The sequence below is a fragment of the Methanocella conradii HZ254 genome (assembly GCF_000251105.1).
Lineage (GTDB): Archaea > Halobacteriota > Methanocellia > Methanocellales > Methanocellaceae > Methanocella > Methanocella conradii.
In genome coordinates this window covers 1,435,278-1,452,968 of sequence record NC_017034.1, presented here as the reverse complement: position 1 = coordinate 1,452,968, position 17,691 = coordinate 1,435,278, and the positions used below count along the sequence as shown (strand labels likewise).

Below are 17,691 nucleotides of genomic sequence, written 5' to 3'. Positions count from 1 at the left end.
GCATCTCTCAGGTTATTACTTTAAATATCCGGTATGTATTGTGGTATTCCGGATCGGTCCAGTTAAACACGCAAGGGAAATGATCCTCAAAGAATTGCTCATTCACGTAGAACTGGCTGGAATTTATTTCGGACGGCCCTATGAAAACGTAGTCGATGCCATTATCCTTGAGGAGGTGTAGGGTTTCGTTCTCATCGTATGCGCCGAACATCTTCTTCTCGGCGCGAAGGCGCTCGCTATAGTCGATGCCGTGCGTGTAAAGCCACCCCTCGTAGCCAAGGTACGATTTACGGCCCGCCACTGTTGTCACGGCATGTATGGGCGAGTCCGACGTTAAAAATACCGAGTCTCGAGGCGTATTGTCGATTATCCACCCTCCAGCGTAGAGGTCGGCTTTACTAAGCTCCACGTATGGGTGCCCGATGATGAATGCGGCAACAAGGGCGCCGGTTAGCACCGCAAACGCTAGCAGCACTGCGAAAAGCGGCTTTCCCACCCATCGAATCCTATAAACGTAAAGGAGCGACGAGGCCATCAGCAAGACAGAGGGCATAAGCCAAAAGCTGAAAAACTTATGGTTATCGTAGTCCCAGGGCTGAAAAACGAAGACGTTGGCCATTATGAAAATCGCGAGAAATGGCAGATAGAACTTAAGGTTTTTGCGAGAAATGGTGAAGAAGCCGCATATCAGCAGGAATAGCTCGAGACCCATATTCTTAACCCAGAACTCTGGCATGCTGGCGAGCGACCCTGCCATCCACCCTAATTGGACGTGGAAGTGCGAGACGCCCATCTGGCCCGATATCCAGAGGGCCTGGGGCATGGCCAGCAGTATGGCGGGCGCCATGAAGAGATACCATTTACGCTCCTTGAATATGGCTAGAAGGAGGATAGATGAGAGCATTATTGAGATGTATGAGTAGACGTGGAACAAGGGGAGCAGGCCGGCCAGGACGCCACACGCCAACAGGCCATTACGGACGGCTCTGCCGTCAAACTGGCGCTGAACGAGCATGGCATACAGGACGAGCATGACGAGGGCGCCAGCCGAAAAGCCAACCAGGGCGGTACGCTGAGCCAGGACTATAACGAGGAAGTTGGTAAACACGATTCCCAGCTCATACTTAGTAGTATAGTTGAGATTGCTTTTTGCTACGAAATCGATGATGCTGGAGCCAGAGGCGTGCCAGTCGCTTATGGCGTAGAGGAAGCCCAGCCCGCCGCTCAAGGCCAGAAGGGTTACCGCCAGGACGCCGCCCGCCCGCCTTCCAATGAACCTGGCGCCAAGGAAATATATAAGTGAGAGGAGGCCTGAGAGCAGGAGCCAGCCCGGGAGTACGACGCTCCATTGCAGGCCCAGGCCCAGCACATTCAGCGCCGCAGAGTAAAAGTCAATCAGAAAAGTGTATCGTAGCGGCTGCCCGGCCATCATTGGATATGAGGGCGGCTCGTTATAGCCCTCCGAGAACGAGTTGATCACGGCAGCATGGAAGGCCGCGTCGCCGTAAAATGGGAAAGCGGCGTGGTACTCTCCATTAAAGTAAGTAAAGAGGCCGAAAAACATGAAAGCAAAGCCCACGATGGCAATGGCTGCCACGAGCGGCAGGGGGTCCTTTTCCAGGATGGGCGGCGAAGGCCGGATCCATAGGATGGCCGCCAGCATTATAAGCATCGATATGAGGATTCCTGCTTCGATGCTGCCTGATAGCAGGTATGGCAGGAGGCATAGCCATGAGGCTACGATGATGCCGGCTACCGGCGAAGCAACGACACATTCCATGCCTTTTAATGGTAGATTTAAGGCCTTCAATACTGTATAGCCGAAAAGGGCCGTCAGGCCGAGAAATAATACGCCAGGTATGCCAAGCAGGTACACGGCTTTGTTTATACTATGCCTCGCACATATACCTTTTCATACTTACAAGGCAAGCGCCAGCATGGCAACGCTCCCGATAGCAGTAAACTATATTATATAAAAGGTCGGTAAGTAGAGCTTAATATGGCCGGGCCAGTCGACTTACTAAAATACGGGCTTGTAATGGCGATGTTTTTGCTATTTATAAATGAAGCCTATTTTATGGAGGGCAACTTTTTGATACCCACGACTTCCAGCTATTTCATGTTGCCGGAGGTAAAGGTTAACGCGGACGCATGGTACAGCCGGGTGGTAACCCCTGGAGAGATGGAGGCTACCGGATGGATTAACGCTAATACCAATGAGTCGGACAAGTTCGTGGCCGACATCTTCGGGGCGGAGCTGATCATGGGCATGACGACGAGGGTGTCCACGATAGGCGGCGACTGGGCGAACGCTCCTAACCCCATCAAGTATATGAGCGATACAAATACTATTTATACGACCAATGATCCTGGAGTGGCGCACAGGCTGGCCAGGGAGGAGAACTGCAGCTACGTGTTCCTCCCTGAGCGCCAGACTTTCTCAGGCTACGAATGGGTCTATGGCGACCACCAAAAATTCGAGGATGAGGAGTATTTCAAGCTGGTATATGAGAACTCTGACGTGAAGATATACAAGGTGCTGGCATGAGCGATGCATTGGAGAGGCTTCTGGGGTCTGCTAAGAAGTATTGGTTCATGGGGGCGCTCATACTCATAGTGCTCGTGGCGCTATGGTACCGCATGGGCGTCATAAATAGCTTCGTGGTGCCTACATACGGGAATACGATGTACCATGTCGGCATCGAGCGCGAGACAATCCTGACGGGGCACTATCCAAGGTACGAGCTGTCCTATGGCGGAGGCTTCCCCAACTTCTACGTGCCCGCCTATCGCTTGTTGATATCCTCCATGTCGGTGGCCACGGGAATAGACCCGATGGTCATGTCCGGCCTCATGACGATCACTATTGCCATATTCGTCCTGCTCGCCATGTTCGCGGTCGCTTACCGCTTGAGCTGTAACCTTTACGTCGCCCTCTTCGCCGCATTCTTCTTCCTCATGTCCCCTGAGATAACCATATTCACGATTCGCCCCCTGCCCGAGCTTTTAGGGCTGTTCATGGTGCCATTCACCCTGTACTTCGTCATACGCAGGGATTGGCCGATTGCGGCCATTGGCGCCGCAATCACGGCCCTCACCCACCAGATGACGCTGGCCACGCTTGCGGCGGTCATAGGGGCGTACATGGCGTTCCAGCTCGCAAGGGCTGGGTGGGACTTCTATAGGAAAAAAGGCGGGTACAAGGAGCCTCTCAGCATCGCTCTCTGGTGCCTTGTTCCAATAATGGCGGCGTGCTTCACATACGGCCTCTGGCAGCTATACACGCTGGGCACGATAAGCCTCTCCGGCATCGCCCAGGTCGTCTATCGGGAGGGCAACGTCGTCGACCTGCCCCTCTTCCTCAGGACTGGCGTTTTCGTCCTGCCCTTCTTCGCCATCGGCGTAGCGTATATAGCCTCAAGCATTGGCAATAGTAAAAAGGCCGAAGGCGAGTATGGCTGCACCATCACCATCGACGCGGCGCTCCTGATGTTCGCCTGGGCCGCCATCACCCTTCTGCTCACGTTTAACGATAAGCTCGGCATCCACATCTTCATGGACAGGTTCTTCACGTTCTTCGTGCAAATTGCAATAATCATCGCAGGCTTCGGCATGTACGCCCTCCTCGATGCCATAGGCCTTGACGTGCTAAAGGTGAAGCCATGAAAAAATGGTACTGGGCTGCGCTTGCCATCGCCGGCTTCTTGATGATGCTGCCCCTTGGGCCGCTACAGCTAGCCCTCCTTTTATTCGTGCCTGGATTTGCCATGCTGGCGGCGCTGAAGCGGCGTTTCGATGCCGTCGAGGCGGCCGCCTACTCCTTTACGCTCTCTATAATGGCCTTTCCGCTTGCGGCCCTGGTAGCCTGGCTCGCCGGCGTGCCACACGCCACAGCGGTGCTCCTGGGGCTCCTGGTTTTGGCAATAGCGGCATATAATCGAAACAGGGAAGCCGAGCTCGTGAATGCACGGCTCCAGTGGCCCGTGCTGGGCGTGGCGCTCTTCATATTCGCCCTGGTGCTTTTCATCACGCTTAAGACGTTCACGCTGACGCCCGAGGGGCTGGTGTGCAGCACGACGCACGCCTCCGACCTGAACTTTTTCCTGTCAACCGCCCAGCGCTATATAGCTTCCCCGCATATGCCGCTTGAGGACCCCTACCTGCCGGGCTATAATATAGTCTACAACTGGTTTATGCAGCTTCTCATGGGGGAGCTTGGCTTGCTCACGGGCGTTGACCTGTTCGTCATCCTAAAAATATTGATCCCCCTTGTGTCCGCTCTCATCTTTCTTGACGCTTACCTGCTGGCGCTATTCCTCTTCAAGTCGGAGCGGGACGCCCTGGCCGCCTCTTCATTGTACGTTGCAGCCTCGGGCCTATCGTGGGCTTACATCGCCTACCAGGTATTCATACTAAAAAACCCGGCTCCGGACATCTTTAAAGAGCTAGTCTACGACTGGCCTGGCATCATGTCGCTCAAGTATGACCCGACGGCGCTCTTCTTCTTCCTGCCCCAGACCCAGACTTTCGGCCTGCTGGGGATGACCTTCGGGTTTTTAACTTTCCTGGCAGCCATCAGGGAAAAGTCGTGGGCATATTCGGCTGTGGCCGCCCTCGCCCTGGCTTCGCTCGTCTTCTTCCACATGATCACTGCGTTCCCTGTATTGCTGGCAATGGGCCTGATGTTTCTCTATCTAATTTTTAGGCGTAAGGGCGATGAGGTGGTGGTCACAGCCTTGCCAATGGCCGCTGCCGCCATAGCATCGCTATACCAGCTATCCATGCTACAGCAGGGAAATGCCTCGCAGGTAGTGCTAAGCCATAACCCCGACGTGCCGCTCACCATCCTGGCCTCTATCGGCCTCCTCGTGCCTTTTGCGATTTACGGCATGTACCTGACGAGAGACGATGAGGCGTCCCGCCTTCTCATCCTTTTCGCCGCCCTCAACTTCATACTGCTTAACGTGGTGGAGCTTCCCGCGACCGTTAACACGTACAGGTTTTTAGTCTATATGGCGCTGCCGGTCTCGCTGTTCGCAGGGCTGGCCTTATCCCGCTGGCTTGCCTCAAGGAATCTGATAAAAACCTGCGTCGCGGCCGCTGTCATAGTATTAATGGTGCCTTCAACCGCCATACTGGTCGGGTACTATAATAGCTCGTCATACGTGCACGCGTCGTCTGCCGAATACGACGCCCTTGTCTGGCTTAAGGAGAGCACGCCAAAGGACGCAATAATATACGAAGAGCCAGGATTCTTCCCGCGCGTGCCGGTGGTCACGGGAAGGGATGTGGCTTATTCGGGCGAAATTTATACGTTACAGTACCACAATGTTGACCATCAATCCGATGCGTACGCCATCATGGGCATAACGGACCCCGAAGAGCTATATAGCAGGCTGTCTCAATATAGGGTAAGCTACGTCCTGGTCGGCGACAGGGAGTCGCAGCACCCGTTCACGTCGGCGCTCCAGGATGAGCGGTATTTCCGGCTCGCCTACGATAAGGATGGCGTGAGGATTTACGAGGTGGCGGGAGCCGCCACGCAAGAGGAGACACATAACATGGAGATTAGCCCTCTAGATTGGCTCGCATTCTTCGCAGCCCTTCTGTACCTTCTCATCCTCCCGGGCTACAACATAACGAGGACGCTCGGGTGGGACTCGAGGCTGACCATCGTCGAAAGGCTTGTCGTAGCGTTCGGGATAAGCGTGGCCATATTGACGGTGGTTTCGACGCTGCTCGCCCTGCCCTTCAGCATAGGGCTAAATTTTTATACTCTCATGGTGCCTATAACTCTGATAATCTTCCTGACGACAAAAGAGGTCGTACAGTTCATCAAAAAAGCGTTAAAGGCATAAGGAGCGGCAGTGTCTCTAATCGAGCTACTAAAAAAGCAGGGCTACCATATAGTTGGCGGGCATAGCGCCATCAAGCCATGCCTGTGGCTTGGGCGTTCTTTAAAGGGGAGAGGCGCATGCTATAAGTCCCATTTTTATGGCATAAGCTCTCACCTTTGCATGCAGATGACTCCTTGTATCGCCTGTAATCAGAGGTGCCTGCATTGCTGGAGGCCGGTTGAGGAGCCCTTTGCCGTTAAGGCGTGGGACCGCCCTGAGGCCATCATAGAGGGCTGTCTCAGGGAGCAGCGGCGTTTCATAACCGGCTACGGCGGCATCCTCGAGTCCGATAAGCAGCGATGGGAGGAGGCTTTTAAGCCTAAGCATGCTGCCATATCTCTTGTGGGGGAGCCCACATTATACCCTTACCTAGATGAGCTCGTGCATCAGTTGAGCAATATGGGGATGTCCACCTTTATCGTGACCAACGGAACCCGCCCCGAAGCCCTCGAAAAAGTCACCCCAAGCCAGCTTTACATGTCGCTGGACGCTCCAGACAGGGAGACCTACATGAAGGCCTGCAACCCGGCGGTTGATTTGTGGGATAAGGTTAGCGAGTCCCTCGAAGTGCTGGGCGCTCGAAAAAACAGAAGGGCGATAAGGCTTACCCTGGTGAAGGGGGTCAACATGAAGGACCCTGAAGGCTATGCGGCCCTTATAAAGAAAGCCATGCCCGACTACGTTGAGGTGAAGGCGTACATGCACCTGGGCTATAGCAGGAACAGGCTGCCCAGGGATGCCATGCCAAAGCACGAAGAAGTCATGGCCTTCTCCAAAAAAGTGGCGGACGTGGCGGGGTACAGGCTGGCATCGGACGTGGAGCTCAGCAGAGTCGTGCTCTTGAGCAAGGACGGGGGCAAAAAAGCCATAAAATAGGCCTCCCGGAGCACGCCAGCAAGGCCTAAATAAAATTCATTTTACATGCCAAGCATCGTCGCATAATTCTGTAGGTCAAGCAGCCCGTGGCCACTCAGGTTGAAGACTATCACCTCTTCTTTATTAAGGCGCTTGCACTCCCTGGCGTGCCGAATGGCCGAGGCTATGGCGTGGCAGGACTCGGGCGCGGGTATTATGCCCTCCGTGCGGGTGAAAAGCTCGCCCGCGACGAAGGTCTCATCCTGGGGCAGGGCCTCGGCATCTATGATGCCCTTATCGTAGAGGGCGGACACGGTCGGGGCCATGCCATGGTACCTTAAGCCTCCTGCGTGGATGGGATCGGGCATGAAGTCGTGGCCTAGCGTGTACATCTTAAGAAGGGGGGTCATGCCTGCGGTGTCCCCGAAGTCATAATCATACCTTGACCTGCCACTCTTAATCCCCGTCAACGAGGGGACGCTCTCGGGCTCGACGGCGATGAAACGGGCGTCGTTCTTGCCTTTGAGCTTTTCGTATATGAATGGAAACGTGAAGCCCGCGAAGTTGCTTCCGCCGCCCACGCAGGCTATCATCTTATCAGGCTTCTCGTCTATCATGGCGAGCTGCTTCTGGGCTTCCTGGCCGATGACAGTCTGGTGAAGCATGACGTGGTTGAGCACGCTGCCCAGCGAGTACTTGGTGTTGGGGCTATTGACTGCGAGCTCTATGGCCTCGCTGATAGCTATGCCCAGGCTTCCCGCACAGCCCGGGTCTTTTTCCAGCGTTTTTCTCCCGAACTCGGTGCGGTCGCTTGGCGAGGCGTAAACGTCGGCACCGTACAGCTTCATGACGTACTTCCTGTATGGCTTCTGGTCATAGGAGGATTTTACCATAAATACCGTACACTTCATGCCAAAGTAAGCTGCAGCGGAGCTCAAGGCGGAGCCCCACTGGCCCGCCCCCGTCTCGGTCGTGAGGTGGTCGACGCCCTCGATAAAGTTAAAGTATGCCTGCGCTATCGCAGTGTTAGGCTTATGTGAGCCAGTTGGGGAGAGGTCCTCCCGCTTATAGTATATTCTCGCAGGCGTGCCCAGGGCCTTTTCCAGGCGAGAGGCGCGATACAGCGGCGTCGGCCTGCCTATCCTGGCAAGGGCCTCCCTCACCTCGTCAGGCACGTCGATGAAGCGCTCGGTGGAGAGCTCCTGCCTGATAAGCCCCTTAGGGAAAATGGCCTCCCACTCTGAAGGCTTTAGCGGCTCTTTAGTCCCGGGGTGTAAAGCGGGAGGCAATCCACCCGGTATATCCGCCACGATGTTGTACCACTTCTTCGGGATCTCGTCTACGTCCAGCGTGACCTTTATGGCCTCTCTCGCCTTTGCCTCGCTATTATCGGCCATGCGCTCACCTCTAACGCCTCAAATGATAGTACATACAATAATCATATAGTATAATATAGTACAATTATGTACATTTTTACGGATGATATATCTTTTGCTCATTCTATAGGGCCTCCACAAATGATATGAAATTTAATGAATAACAGTAAAATAGACCATGCGATATACTATTCGGCGGGGAAGAGGTTTGTTTAAGCCAAAAATGTATAAGAGCAATGGCCTGGAGGCTTATCGCCTCGTTAGCGATGAGGGGGGCAGCTTCCTATATGAGGGCAGGATAGAGTATAGCGAAGAGGAGCTTTACACGGACGGGCAGGGAAGGGCGTACTACCTCGTCACTTCTGACATGGGTAGCGCCTCTAAATATTATGTAGAGGTGGAGCCGGAAGGAAAGCCCTTACCCGGTGCACGCAAGAAAGAAAGGGCCATTTCTAGCCTAATCGTGTCATCGCCGCGGCCAGGAAAGGAGACAAATAAAGCTGTGGAGCCTGAGGAGGCAGAGCCATCAGCCGTTAATAAGCAGCCAGATACGTGCTTTGAGGGGCCGGAAGAGAAGAGGCCTCCAGCGGAAGAAGACGTAAAGGCCGCCGTAAAAGCCATGGCCTCGCTAGGAGAGCATAAGCCTCATAAGAAGAGAAGGCTAAGCCTGCTCATCGGGCTTCTCATAATAGCGATCATCGTGGCGATAGCCGTGGGAGTATGCCTCTATAAGCCAGAGCTTGTGTCAAGCCTTAAAATACCCTTCATAAAATAAAAAATCATGGGGTGAGCCGCACCCTGTCCCTGGGGAAAAGGACGGCTTCACGGATGTTGTTCAAGTTTAGCATGGTCTGAAGCAGCCGCTCCGCCCCCATGCCCCAGCCAGCGTGCGGAGGCATGCCATACCTGAACGAGTCCAAATAAAATTTAAAGCTCTCAGGGTCCAGGTTTTTCTCCACCATCTTCTTTACGAGCCTTTCATAACGATGCTCACGCTGCGCCCCGGAGGCGAGCTCCATGCGCGGGTGCATGAGGTCAAAAGCCTTGCATATAGATGGGTCGTCATCGCATGGCTGCGAGTAGAAAGCCCTGATATTAGCTGGCCAGTCAACGATGAAGTAGTGCTCGCCTATGGCCTGCCCGACGACGTGCTCCGCCTGCGTCGACAGGTCGTCGCCGTACTCCAGGCCTGCGCACTCAGGGTCCTGCCGGGCTATCTCGATGGCCTCCCTGTAGCTTAACCGCTTGAACGGCGTCCCCGGGACCTGGAGATCCAGGTTTAAGGCCTTTAGCTGCGGCCGGCAACGCTCCTTTACGTATGCATATGCATAGGCCACCGTGTTCTCGAGAAGCTGCATCGCATCCTCATGAGTAGCGAATGATAGCTCAACGTCGATGGACGTGGCCTCATTCAGATGTTTGCGGGTGGCGTGCTCCTCAGCCCTGAATATGGGGCCAATCTCGTAGACGCGATCCATGCCCCCTGCCATCATCATCTGCTTATAAAGCTGGGGGCTCTGGTTCAGGAAGGCCTCGCGCTCGAAGTATGATATGGGGAACAACTCAGTGCCCCCCTCAGTAGCAGTGGCCACGATTTTCGGAGTGGATATCTCAAGGCAGCCCTGGGATGACAGGTACTCCCTTATGCCTCTTATCATGTACGCCCGCACGTAGAACACGGCCGTGACCTCGGGGCTTCTCAGGTCCATGAAACGGGAGTCGAGCCTCGTGTCCAGGTCGGCGGGCACCTTGCCAGTAGGGTCCAGCGGGAGGGGCGCCTCAGACCTGGCCAGAATCTCGACAGCCGTGGGGATGACCTCGTAGCCGTTGGGAGCCTTCTCCATCGCCTTCACCTCGCCCTTTACCGAGACAACCGACTCCCTGCTCAGCCCCTTAACCGTGTCTATGATCTCCTTCGCCACCTTCTTCTTTGGCATGGTAACCTGTACCAGCCCTTCCCTATCCCTTACGATGAGAAACGATAACCCTCCGAAGTCCCTTATCTCGTGCGCCCAGCCGTTGATGACGACCGTCGAGCCGTTCATGTCCGGCGTGATGTCCTTTGAGTAGTGCGTCCTCTTCATTGTTCGAACCTCTTAGAAACTGACCTGGCGTGTGCGTCTAAGCCCTCGATGCTCGCAAGGGCGATGATAGTGTCTTTTATGCTCTCCAGGCCTTCCCTCTCGATGGCCTGGACGCTGGTAGTCTTTATGAACTGCATCGTATTCATCCCTGAGAAAACCCTCGCATAGCCGCCGGTGGGCAGGACGTGGTTTGCGCCGCTCGCATAGTCGCCCGCCGCCACGGGTGCGTATTCGCCCAGGTATATAGTGCCCGCGTTGTGCAGCCTGTTGAGCACCAGCATCGGGTCGCGAACCATGACCTCGACGTGCTCAGGGGCGATGCGGTCGCACACCCCTGCCGCGACCTCTATATCGTCAACCACGTAGATGCCCATCGCCGCCTTCTCGATGATGTGTCTCCTCGAAGCGGTCTCCTTTTGCTTTTCTATCTCGATGTCCACGGCCTCAGCCAGCAGCTCAGAAGGCGTCAGCAGGATTGACATCGCATTGACGTCGTGCTCGGCCTGGGCTATCATGTCGGCGGCGATATAAGAAGGATTTGCCGTGTCATCCGCTATGACCACTATCTCGCTCGGCCCCGCCGGCATGTCTATCTCCACCGTGTCCCGCACGTAAATTTTAGCAGCCGTGACGTAGACGTTGCCCGGCCCGACGATCTTCTCCACCCTGGGTATGCTCTGGGTGCCGTACGCCATCGCCGCGATGGCCTGTACGCCCCCCACCTTGAAGACGCGGTCCGCCCCGGCCATGTCGAGCGCTGCAAGGGTCAAAGGATGGACCGTGCCGTCCTTGCGGGGTGGCGTGCACGCTATAACCTCAGGCACCCCCGCGACCTTCGCGGGGACTATGAGCATGAGCGCCGTAGAAGGATATGAGGCCGTTCCACCGGGAATGTAGGCTCCAACCCGCTGAAGGGGAGTGAACTTCTGGCCGAGCCTTATTCCCGGCGATATCTCGGTGAGCCACATGTCCCCTGCAGGCCTCTGGAGCGAGTGGAACGCCTCTATGTTAGCGATGGCCGTCTCGAGGTGGCCAATGGTCTCGTAGTCTATCAGCTCCACGGCATTGTACATCTCATCCTCTGTCACTTCCAGGCCTCTTAGCTCTACGCCGTCGAACTCTTTTGTGTACTTTCTTACGGCCGCGTCCCCTCCCGCCCTGACGTCTTCGGCGACCCGCCTTGCGCTTTCCATTGCCGTTGAGATTCCGGCCCTTCGTTTGAATACCTCCTCCAGCGCGCCGTCGTCGACGCCATAAAGCTGCCTGATCATCGTATGACCTCTATTAACCATTCTTTTGCATAATACATAGCTAGGTGTTCATTAAGCTTTCTTCTTGGGCTTAGACGTGGCAAAATTTTTATATAGCATTAATGCAATTAGGTGTCTGCACTTGTGAACTCGCGCCGGTAGTGTAGTGGTTATCACTATGGCTTTCCAAGCCCTAAACCCGGGTTCGATCCCCGACCGGCGCACTGTAAACTTTTCCCTTTTATCGTCCCTTGAGATAAATTTCCGTATGAGCGATTAGTATTTAAGCATAAGCGATTATTTTTTTATATGGTGAGCCTGTGTTTTTTAAGTCTCGTGAGCAGAAAGAGAAGGAGAGGCTTGAGCTCATAGAATCGGTGCTGCAGGACATGATAGAGGATGGGGAGGTGTATAGGGATGAGAACGGGAATTATGGCCTCACTGATTATGGGCTTTGTATAGCTGAGCAGAAGATGCGGATGGGATGGCTGGCCCGGCAGATTGACCTTCTTAAGATGACATGGATGTACATGCATCGTGGCGAGAGAAAACGGGGTAAAGACGGGGTGGACGAGAAAAGCGGCGATAAGAAATGATCTGGCCTATTTAGAATTGTCTTCTAAAACCTGAAACTAACACTACCCCTTTCACCACAAAGAACACAAGGAAACACAAAGGTGAAAAGCATCGGAGCCGGTGGCTCGCCCGGAAAATAGGTGCTATAAAGACCCAGAGGTTGTTCCTGACGAGTTTGCCGTATTATCGATGATTCAAAAAGAGAAGACTATGTCTCTGGAATATGAGGACGTCTCGATTTGCGGCACGCAAGAAGGCGTGAAAAGGCAGATTTTTAAGTCTAAGAGCCTTACTATTTTTCTTAATAATTAAAATCCCTTTCATATTCATCATGGGGCATCCATTTTACAATCATGACTAATTGCACCTTTCCATCACTTTTAAGATAATATATTAGTCGCCATCCATCCGGCAAATCATATTTCCAGCAGTTTTTCATTTTATATTTTTTTAAGTATGATTTAGGTATTAGTCGTTTTGGTATTGCGATACCTGATGTCGGATGCTCTTCTAGCTTTTCAAAGATATCAGTTAATATTTTGAACATCTTTTTATCTTCGGTTGTAGAATTTTTAAGTTTATTATATTTTTTTAAAACGGATTCTGAAACAAAATATACTTGATACCTCATGGATAGCCTACCAAAGCTATAATCAGTGTAAATAATTATGGCGTTTATATTTTACGGTATGAGGAATAAAAGATTATAAAGCTGGCATGGTGTATGGGATATTAGCATCGCTGCGCTTATCGTCTAAAAGCTAGTCTTTTGTTTTTAATCGTTCTTTTAACGGATTCTGGGTCCCATATGTAGCATATTTTCCCTTCGCTATCAATGGCAATTTTACCAGAATCGGCCAGCTCATTGATTATACGATTGAACTCGCTTAAGTTAGTCTTTTTAGAAAAATTCTCATATATCTCTTTTGAAGTGTACTCTCCACTATGCTTTTCTATAAATCGCTCGAGCAAGGAGAATAAGCTATTATGTGAACCACTAGGAGCTATACTAGGAATCTCTAACATGCCCTATACCCGGTTTATTATTTAGGCTTATATAACAATCCTGTATTAATACCTTCTGATATTTGAGTTAGACGGATTTAATGCGGCTTATTAATCCAATATTAATAGCCTGGACAAAGTATTTGAAGGCTCCGCGAAAAATTTATATGTACGAATAAAACGTCGGTTGCGAGTATCCAGGGTAAAACCAGTTTTAAGGAAGCGGGAGAGCACTTCGTGAAGGATATAAAGGCATCGACCAGGGAGTATAAGGCTAACTTTATCGTCAGAAAAGACGAGGATGGCATTTCTTGCGCCGCTGACCTGGAGCAGGAGATCTTTGCAGATTTTGACATTTCTCCTGGGGATGTCGATATTTGCATATGGCTCTCTTAATGGCCTATAATCCCATAATAATAGCTATGCGGGGACTATTTTATTAATGATGGACACCGTCACAAAGATGGAGCTAGCAAAAGTCGTGGACGTAATCCTAAAAGAAGTGAAAGGAGTCGAAGCCATATACTTATTCGGGAGCATGGCGAGAGGTAATGAAAACCCAAAAAGTGATTATGATATCACAGTTATCGTAAAAAAATATCCAAGGAATGATCTAACGATAATCGCTAATATTAAATGTGACTTGTTTGACAAAATTAAGAGGCCTATAGATGTAGTGATTTTAGAAGAGAAGGATTTGGGGCAGCCCTCTTCGTTCCTTTACGAGCTATTTAATAGCCATATTAAGCTCTATGGGCGAGTCAAGAATGCGATATAGAATTGTTTCCTGGCCTGATCGTGGCAATACTATCGCTCAAATCTCGCCGATGAAGACCTTCTCAACATCCAACATCTCATTTGATTGTAAAAGTTGGATGAAAATTATACTTTTCTACTCGACCATTAATAAAAAAATAATGAATATGACAAATAAAATATTTATACAGCTTACCAGAGAACCCCTAAATTATTTAAGATTTAAGCAGATGGATGTCTCGCACCATTCTCCTTCACTTGTAAGTTGTACGATCTTCCTGGGAATTATAAATGGAGAAATCTCTTTCATCATCTTTTTATAATCTTCAGCAGCCTTTTCCAAACGTACCTCTTGTTCGTTTCTTTCTGCCATATAATACCTCCCTATATTGCCTCTTATGCCGTTTATCTTGCCGGAAATCTTTGCGGTTGCGGCAATACTATGTATGAGTGATTTTTACTTTCGATGCATTTTTGAGCTTTAGTTGACACAAAATTATTCGTTCTTATATAGAGTTCATATATTAGTTTCCATGAACTGTCTTTTATGTCCTTATACTCTATATTTAAGCCACATGATTTGGCTTCATCCCTATAAATTGGCCTTCCATGTGTTTTTGTATGCTCTGGCGATAAGAATATTTTGATTTTTTCATATATATCATTTTCTGATTGGCCTTTCATCATCCCTGATGCCAACGTCTTGGCAGAGATGCTTTTAGATAGGGATACCGCACATTCTAATTCTCTTATCTCCCTTTCGTCATAATTGGCTAATTGCTGTAAATAAGGCTGAATATTCCCCTTCTCCTCAACCGCTTTTTTAAAAAGATTTTTATAACTTTCAATTATATTATATGCAGAAAACCTTTTTAAACCATCATTTTCTGGAATGGTTACTTGAGGGTCAATCGGCCCAAGCTCAGAAGTTGGACCCATAACTATTTTAGATGAGCCAAAGCAGATCATAGTAGCTGCAGATTTTGCTTTACCTGGAACAATGGATATAAATTCTTTTGTTCCACTATAACTTCTACAAACATTTATAATTCTCTCAGCGGCTAATCCATCCCCTCCAGGAGAGTTTATTATTAATGCGAATCCTTTTGATAGATCAAGCTTTTGTAATACTCCTTCAAGTATATCGGCATCTGCACTGTCTATCATGGCCGGGTATCGAAAACTCGTGAAATATGATACGATAGGAAGCCCAAATTCTTCCTCGAGTTTAACGAACAAAGCTTGCCTGGTCTTATGGCTCTGGTTCTGTTCATCCATAACAATATTATAAATAGGTTGATGTTCATTTACCATGTATTAAGTAACCCCCTAATCAATAATTAATTATGGTATTATTAACTAATAAGTTAAAAATTCTAATCTAAATAATTTGCGGTTATTCATTAAATGATAGAGAAATCATAATTTTTGCTCAAATTTCATAACAAAGGTTAGGTATACGGTCTTTTTTGAAACTATCACCGCGATAGGGATTATACTTAAGCTTATCAAACGTTTTTAGCATATTATTGTATAGCTTTTTATCTTCCGATGTAGAGTTTCTCAAGGCTAGAAATTTCTCTCTGGCAGGCTCGTTAACCCATCTAAGAATATACGCCAGGCAATATACGATGTCACTTATTATTAATTTTTTGTAAATAAGTGCCAGTAAAAAGAGGCTATTCTACGGATAAGTCTTCCCTTAAAAGATATCTTTTGGCGACTTCAGGGTCACATATCCAGACTATGTACCCATTTTTGTCAATTGTGATCTTGTTTGACTCGAGGAGATATTGTATGGCATTATTGAAAGCCTGGTACATCATTTTATTAGGAAGGTATTTGCATATGGCTCTCTTAATGGCCTCTATAATGTATTCCATAAGATTAATAGCTATGCGGGGACTATTTTATTAATAATGGACACCGCCACAAAGATGGAGCTAGCAAAAGTCATGGACGTAATCCTAAAAGAAGTGAAAGGAGTCGAAGCCATATACTTATTCGGGAGCATGGCGAGAGGTAATGAAAACCCAAAAAGTGATTATGATATCACAGTTATCGTAAAAAAATATCCAAGGAATGACCTAACGATAATCGCTAATATTAAATGTGACTTGTTTGACAAAATTAAGAGGCCTATAGATGTAGTGATTTTAGAAGAGAAGGATTTGGGGCAGCCCTCTTCGTTCCTTTACGAGCTATTTAATAGCCATATTAGGCTATATGGGCGGGATGTTTTAAAAAGAGTGGCACCCATTGTCCGTAAGGTTAAGCCGGATAGGCCTATATTAAAGAGCGGGCCTGTGTGGTATTATGTCTAAAGAGAATGAAGCTAAGGCTTTAATGTGCCTGCTCGATGCGACAATAGATGAGGCCGCAATGGATTGCGTATTCAAGGAAAAATCTTTCCTCCAGCCATCTTTCATGCGCAGCAAGTTACTGAAAAAGCGTCAAAGGCGTGTTTAGCATTGGAAAATAATTATTATGAAGGGCATGATTATACGTATGACTTTAAAAAGAGTATAATCCCTGTGTCTGGCGAGCTTGCTGAAAAATTTAAAGCGCTATATAGGGATTTAAGAAAATAGCACCCACAACCAATAGGGATGAAGCATTTCAGAAAAAATATTAATAGTACAACCAGAAATAAATGTCATTAAAATAATTATTAAAATAACTATTTTAGATTTTATATATCACCTATACATCGTTACATTACGTAATTTAACTAATACTTATAAATAGTTTAATATCAATATTTATTAAATAATAATTACACTACACCCTGATACAATATTTGCTTTTTGCCATCCTTAAATAATCCAGTAACAATAACATTTTGTCCATTTACTGCGTGATAATTACCATATGATCCAACATCATTTGTCAATTTAGTAGGGGGTATATAAAAATTTTCGTGACCATCGATGGTAACAATAAATGGATATTGATTCGGAACCGATGAATCTAAATTTACACTATCGGGTCCTCCACAATTTAAAATTTGAATTGTAGTAGTATCTATCCTATTTACAGATATTTCTACTAAATATGGCCTATTTAAATCTTGTAAATAACTATAAACATATAAAGCTGTTATTGAAGCTAGTATCGTAACAATTATTACTATCAATAATACACTTAATATGTTTGAAATTGCGTTATCATTGTTATCTATATCCATATTCTAATTATATCTCCGGTTTCTGTCTATAGATAAAATAATTGTTGAAAGTTATTTAAATTTTTTCTAAAATAATCCATCAACTTGAAAAATTAAAAATAAGAGCCATGTTTATCATGGATCTTAGTATATTATTTATACATCAGCAGTTGCTAATACCTGTTGCGTTCCATCCTTGAAGTTACCAGTTACAACAACGTGGCATTGCGGAGCAGCACTTGTCGAGGATATTTTATAAGATGCACCAACTGCTAAATCCGTTGCTTCTGTTACTACGTTACCACTAGAGGCTGTGTAAGCAATTGTAAAGCCATTATTTGAACCGTTTAATATTAGGCCTGCATCATTTCCACCCATGTTGTTAATGAGTATATCACCATTTGGAGCCCTAGCCACAGTGACTGAAACCGTGTAGGTCTTCTTGACTCCACCAACCATTCCAAACACGAACGCCGCGATAACCGCCGCTAGAATGACAGTTATAGCGACCATCAGGATGACTCCAATCACGGCGGAGACACCCTCATCGTTCTTTACGAACCTGTTTGCCTTTGCCATAGTTATGATTCCTCCACCTATTAGACAGTCTGAGACCGAGAGCGTTTTTCTTTTTAAGGGAGAATCCCCGCCCCCAGAGATAGGACTCTATTCGATCCCACACCGTTCTATACGTATTATCTATGAAAAGCTAGTATATATACCCTT

19 protein-coding genes are annotated in these 17,691 nt (G+C 48.7%); 10 read left to right on the top strand and 9 right to left on the bottom strand.

Annotation, left to right across the window (positions count from 1 at the left end; translation table 11 throughout):
- Positions 1 to 7 precede the first annotated feature (7 nt).
- Positions 8 to 1,876: a hypothetical protein gene (locus MTC_RS07595; RefSeq protein ID WP_014406108.1), complete on the bottom strand. Its 1,869-nt coding sequence runs from the start codon at positions 1,874 to 1,876 to the stop codon at positions 8 to 10.
- Positions 1,877 to 1,999: 123 nt separating this feature from the next.
- Here MTC_RS07595 and MTC_RS07590 point away from each other — a divergent pair, with 123 nt between their 5' ends.
- The 4 genes from MTC_RS07590 to twy1 are packed head-to-tail and all read left to right on the top strand — an operon-like array spanning position 2,000 to position 6,773.
- Complete coding sequence (locus tag MTC_RS07590; protein WP_014406107.1) at positions 2,000 to 2,548, top strand: hypothetical protein; 549 nt, start codon at positions 2,000 to 2,002, stop codon at positions 2,546 to 2,548.
- Complete coding sequence (locus tag MTC_RS07585; RefSeq protein WP_014406106.1) at positions 2,545 to 3,666, top strand: hypothetical protein; 1,122 nt, start codon at positions 2,545 to 2,547, stop codon at positions 3,664 to 3,666. Before MTC_RS07590 ends, MTC_RS07585 begins: the two co-directional genes overlap by 4 nt.
- On the top strand, positions 3,663 to 5,858 hold the full coding sequence (locus MTC_RS07580) for a DUF2298 domain-containing protein (protein ID WP_014406105.1): 2,196 nt from the start codon (positions 3,663 to 3,665) through the stop codon (positions 5,856 to 5,858). The genes MTC_RS07585 and MTC_RS07580 overlap by 4 nt, the downstream gene beginning before the upstream one ends.
- A 9-nt stretch (positions 5,859 to 5,867) precedes the next feature.
- A complete protein-coding gene (gene twy1, locus MTC_RS07575; protein ID WP_014406104.1) occupies positions 5,868 to 6,773 on the top strand; it encodes a 4-demethylwyosine synthase TYW1 in 906 nt (301 codons plus the stop codon).
- A 41-nt stretch (positions 6,774 to 6,814) separates the two neighbouring features.
- Here the strand turns inward: twy1 and MTC_RS07570 are convergent, their stop codons facing one another.
- Entirely contained in the window at positions 6,815 to 8,149 is a 1,335-nt protein-coding gene (locus MTC_RS07570) for a TrpB-like pyridoxal phosphate-dependent enzyme (protein ID WP_014406103.1), read from the bottom strand.
- Between the two features lie 202 nt (positions 8,150 to 8,351).
- On the opposite strand from MTC_RS07570, the gene MTC_RS07565 reads away from it, so the two are divergent.
- Positions 8,352 to 8,903: a hypothetical protein gene (locus MTC_RS07565; protein WP_048189180.1), complete on the top strand. Its 552-nt coding sequence runs from the start codon at positions 8,352 to 8,354 to the stop codon at positions 8,901 to 8,903.
- A 4-nt stretch (positions 8,904 to 8,907) separates the two neighbouring features.
- Here the strand turns inward: MTC_RS07565 and aspS are convergent, their stop codons facing one another.
- Entirely contained in the window at positions 8,908 to 10,212 is a 1,305-nt protein-coding gene (gene aspS / locus MTC_RS07560) for an aspartate--tRNA(Asn) ligase (RefSeq protein WP_014406102.1), read from the bottom strand.
- Complete coding sequence (hisD, locus tag MTC_RS07555) at positions 10,209 to 11,483, bottom strand: histidinol dehydrogenase (RefSeq protein WP_014406101.1); 1,275 nt, start codon at positions 11,481 to 11,483, stop codon at positions 10,209 to 10,211. Before hisD ends, aspS begins: the two co-directional genes overlap by 4 nt.
- A gap of 299 nt (positions 11,484 to 11,782) precedes the next feature.
- Between hisD and MTC_RS07545 the strand changes: the two genes are divergently transcribed.
- Positions 11,783 to 12,058, top strand: a complete 276-nt coding sequence (locus tag MTC_RS07545; protein WP_014406100.1) for a hypothetical protein — start codon at positions 11,783 to 11,785, stop codon at positions 12,056 to 12,058.
- 281 nt (positions 12,059 to 12,339) lie between these two features.
- Here the strand turns inward: MTC_RS07545 and MTC_RS07535 are convergent, their stop codons facing one another.
- Positions 12,340 to 12,669, bottom strand: coding sequence for a type II toxin-antitoxin system RelE family toxin (locus tag MTC_RS07535; protein ID WP_048189173.1), 330 nt, complete (start codon positions 12,667 to 12,669; stop codon positions 12,340 to 12,342).
- Positions 12,670 to 13,280: 611 nt separating this feature from the next.
- Here MTC_RS07535 and MTC_RS13335 point away from each other — a divergent pair.
- Together MTC_RS13335 and MTC_RS07525 are read left to right on the top strand one after the other, a co-directional pair.
- Entirely contained in the window at positions 13,281 to 13,439 is a 159-nt protein-coding gene (locus tag MTC_RS13335) for a hypothetical protein (protein ID WP_014406098.1), read from the top strand.
- A 46-nt stretch (positions 13,440 to 13,485) separates the two neighbouring features.
- Entirely contained in the window at positions 13,486 to 13,821 is a 336-nt protein-coding gene (locus tag MTC_RS07525; protein WP_014406097.1) for a nucleotidyltransferase domain-containing protein, read from the top strand.
- Positions 13,822 to 14,010: 189 nt separating this feature from the next.
- Here the strand turns inward: MTC_RS07525 and MTC_RS13330 are convergent, their stop codons facing one another.
- Positions 14,011 to 14,172 carry a hypothetical protein gene (locus tag MTC_RS13330; protein WP_014406096.1) on the bottom strand — a complete coding sequence of 54 codons (162 nt, stop codon included), beginning with the start codon at positions 14,170 to 14,172 and terminating at the stop codon, positions 14,011 to 14,013.
- A 32-nt stretch (positions 14,173 to 14,204) separates the two neighbouring features.
- On the bottom strand, positions 14,205 to 15,077 hold the full coding sequence (locus MTC_RS07520) for an SDH family Clp fold serine proteinase (protein ID WP_048189171.1): 873 nt from the start codon (positions 15,075 to 15,077) through the stop codon (positions 14,205 to 14,207).
- A gap of 641 nt (positions 15,078 to 15,718) precedes the next feature.
- On the opposite strand from MTC_RS07520, the gene MTC_RS07510 reads away from it, so the two are divergent.
- Together MTC_RS07510 and MTC_RS13610 are read left to right on the top strand one after the other, a co-directional pair.
- Positions 15,719 to 16,123 carry a nucleotidyltransferase domain-containing protein gene (locus MTC_RS07510; protein WP_048189170.1) on the top strand — a complete coding sequence of 135 codons (405 nt, stop codon included), beginning with the start codon at positions 15,719 to 15,721 and terminating at the stop codon, positions 16,121 to 16,123.
- Positions 16,116 to 16,268, top strand: coding sequence for a hypothetical protein (locus MTC_RS13610; protein WP_237705878.1), 153 nt, complete (start codon positions 16,116 to 16,118; stop codon positions 16,266 to 16,268). Before MTC_RS07510 ends, MTC_RS13610 begins: the two co-directional genes overlap by 8 nt.
- A gap of 307 nt (positions 16,269 to 16,575) precedes the next feature.
- Here the strand turns inward: MTC_RS13610 and MTC_RS13085 are convergent, their stop codons facing one another.
- Entirely contained in the window at positions 16,576 to 16,986 is a 411-nt protein-coding gene (locus tag MTC_RS13085) for a hypothetical protein (protein WP_143767107.1), read from the bottom strand.
- Positions 16,987 to 17,121: 135 nt separating this feature from the next.
- Positions 17,122 to 17,544, bottom strand: a complete 423-nt coding sequence (locus MTC_RS07505) for a type IV pilin (RefSeq protein WP_014406092.1) — start codon at positions 17,542 to 17,544, stop codon at positions 17,122 to 17,124.
- Positions 17,545 to 17,691: the final 147 nt, after the last annotated feature.

Excerpts from the sequence above, each read along its gene's own strand:
- MTC_RS07565 (WP_048189180.1), top strand. The coding sequence starts at position 8,352 with ATGTATAAGAGCAATGGCCTGGAGGCTTATCGCCTCGTTAGCGATGAG.
- MTC_RS07525 (WP_014406097.1), top strand. The coding sequence starts at position 13,486 with ATGATGGACACCGTCACAAAGATGGAGCTAGCAAAAGTCGTGGACGTA.
- MTC_RS07570 (WP_014406103.1), bottom strand. The coding sequence starts at position 8,149 with ATGGCCGATAATAGCGAGGCAAAGGCGAGAGAGGCCATAAAGGTCACG.
- MTC_RS07520 (WP_048189171.1), bottom strand. The coding sequence starts at position 15,077 with ATGGATGAACAGAACCAGAGCCATAAGACCAGGCAAGCTTTGTTCGTT.
- MTC_RS13330 (WP_014406096.1), bottom strand. The coding sequence starts at position 14,172 with ATGGCAGAAAGAAACGAACAAGAGGTACGTTTGGAAAAGGCTGCTGAA.
- MTC_RS13085 (WP_143767107.1), bottom strand. The coding sequence starts at position 16,986 with ATGGATATAGATAACAATGATAACGCAATTTCAAACATATTAAGTGTA.
- MTC_RS13610 (WP_237705878.1), top strand. The coding sequence starts at position 16,116 with ATGTCTAAAGAGAATGAAGCTAAGGCTTTAATGTGCCTGCTCGATGCG.
- MTC_RS07590 (WP_014406107.1), top strand. The coding sequence starts at position 2,000 with ATGGCCGGGCCAGTCGACTTACTAAAATACGGGCTTGTAATGGCGATG.
- MTC_RS07535 (WP_048189173.1), bottom strand. The coding sequence starts at position 12,669 with ATGAGGTATCAAGTATATTTTGTTTCAGAATCCGTTTTAAAAAAATAT.
- aspS (WP_014406102.1), bottom strand. The coding sequence starts at position 10,212 with ATGAAGAGGACGCACTACTCAAAGGACATCACGCCGGACATGAACGGC.
- hisD (WP_014406101.1), bottom strand. The coding sequence starts at position 11,483 with ATGATCAGGCAGCTTTATGGCGTCGACGACGGCGCGCTGGAGGAGGTA.
- MTC_RS07580 (WP_014406105.1), top strand. The coding sequence starts at position 3,663 with ATGAAAAAATGGTACTGGGCTGCGCTTGCCATCGCCGGCTTCTTGATG.
- MTC_RS07510 (WP_048189170.1), top strand. The coding sequence starts at position 15,719 with ATGGACACCGCCACAAAGATGGAGCTAGCAAAAGTCATGGACGTAATC.
- MTC_RS07505 (WP_014406092.1), bottom strand. The coding sequence starts at position 17,544 with ATGGCAAAGGCAAACAGGTTCGTAAAGAACGATGAGGGTGTCTCCGCC.
- MTC_RS07585 (WP_014406106.1), top strand. The coding sequence starts at position 2,545 with ATGAGCGATGCATTGGAGAGGCTTCTGGGGTCTGCTAAGAAGTATTGG.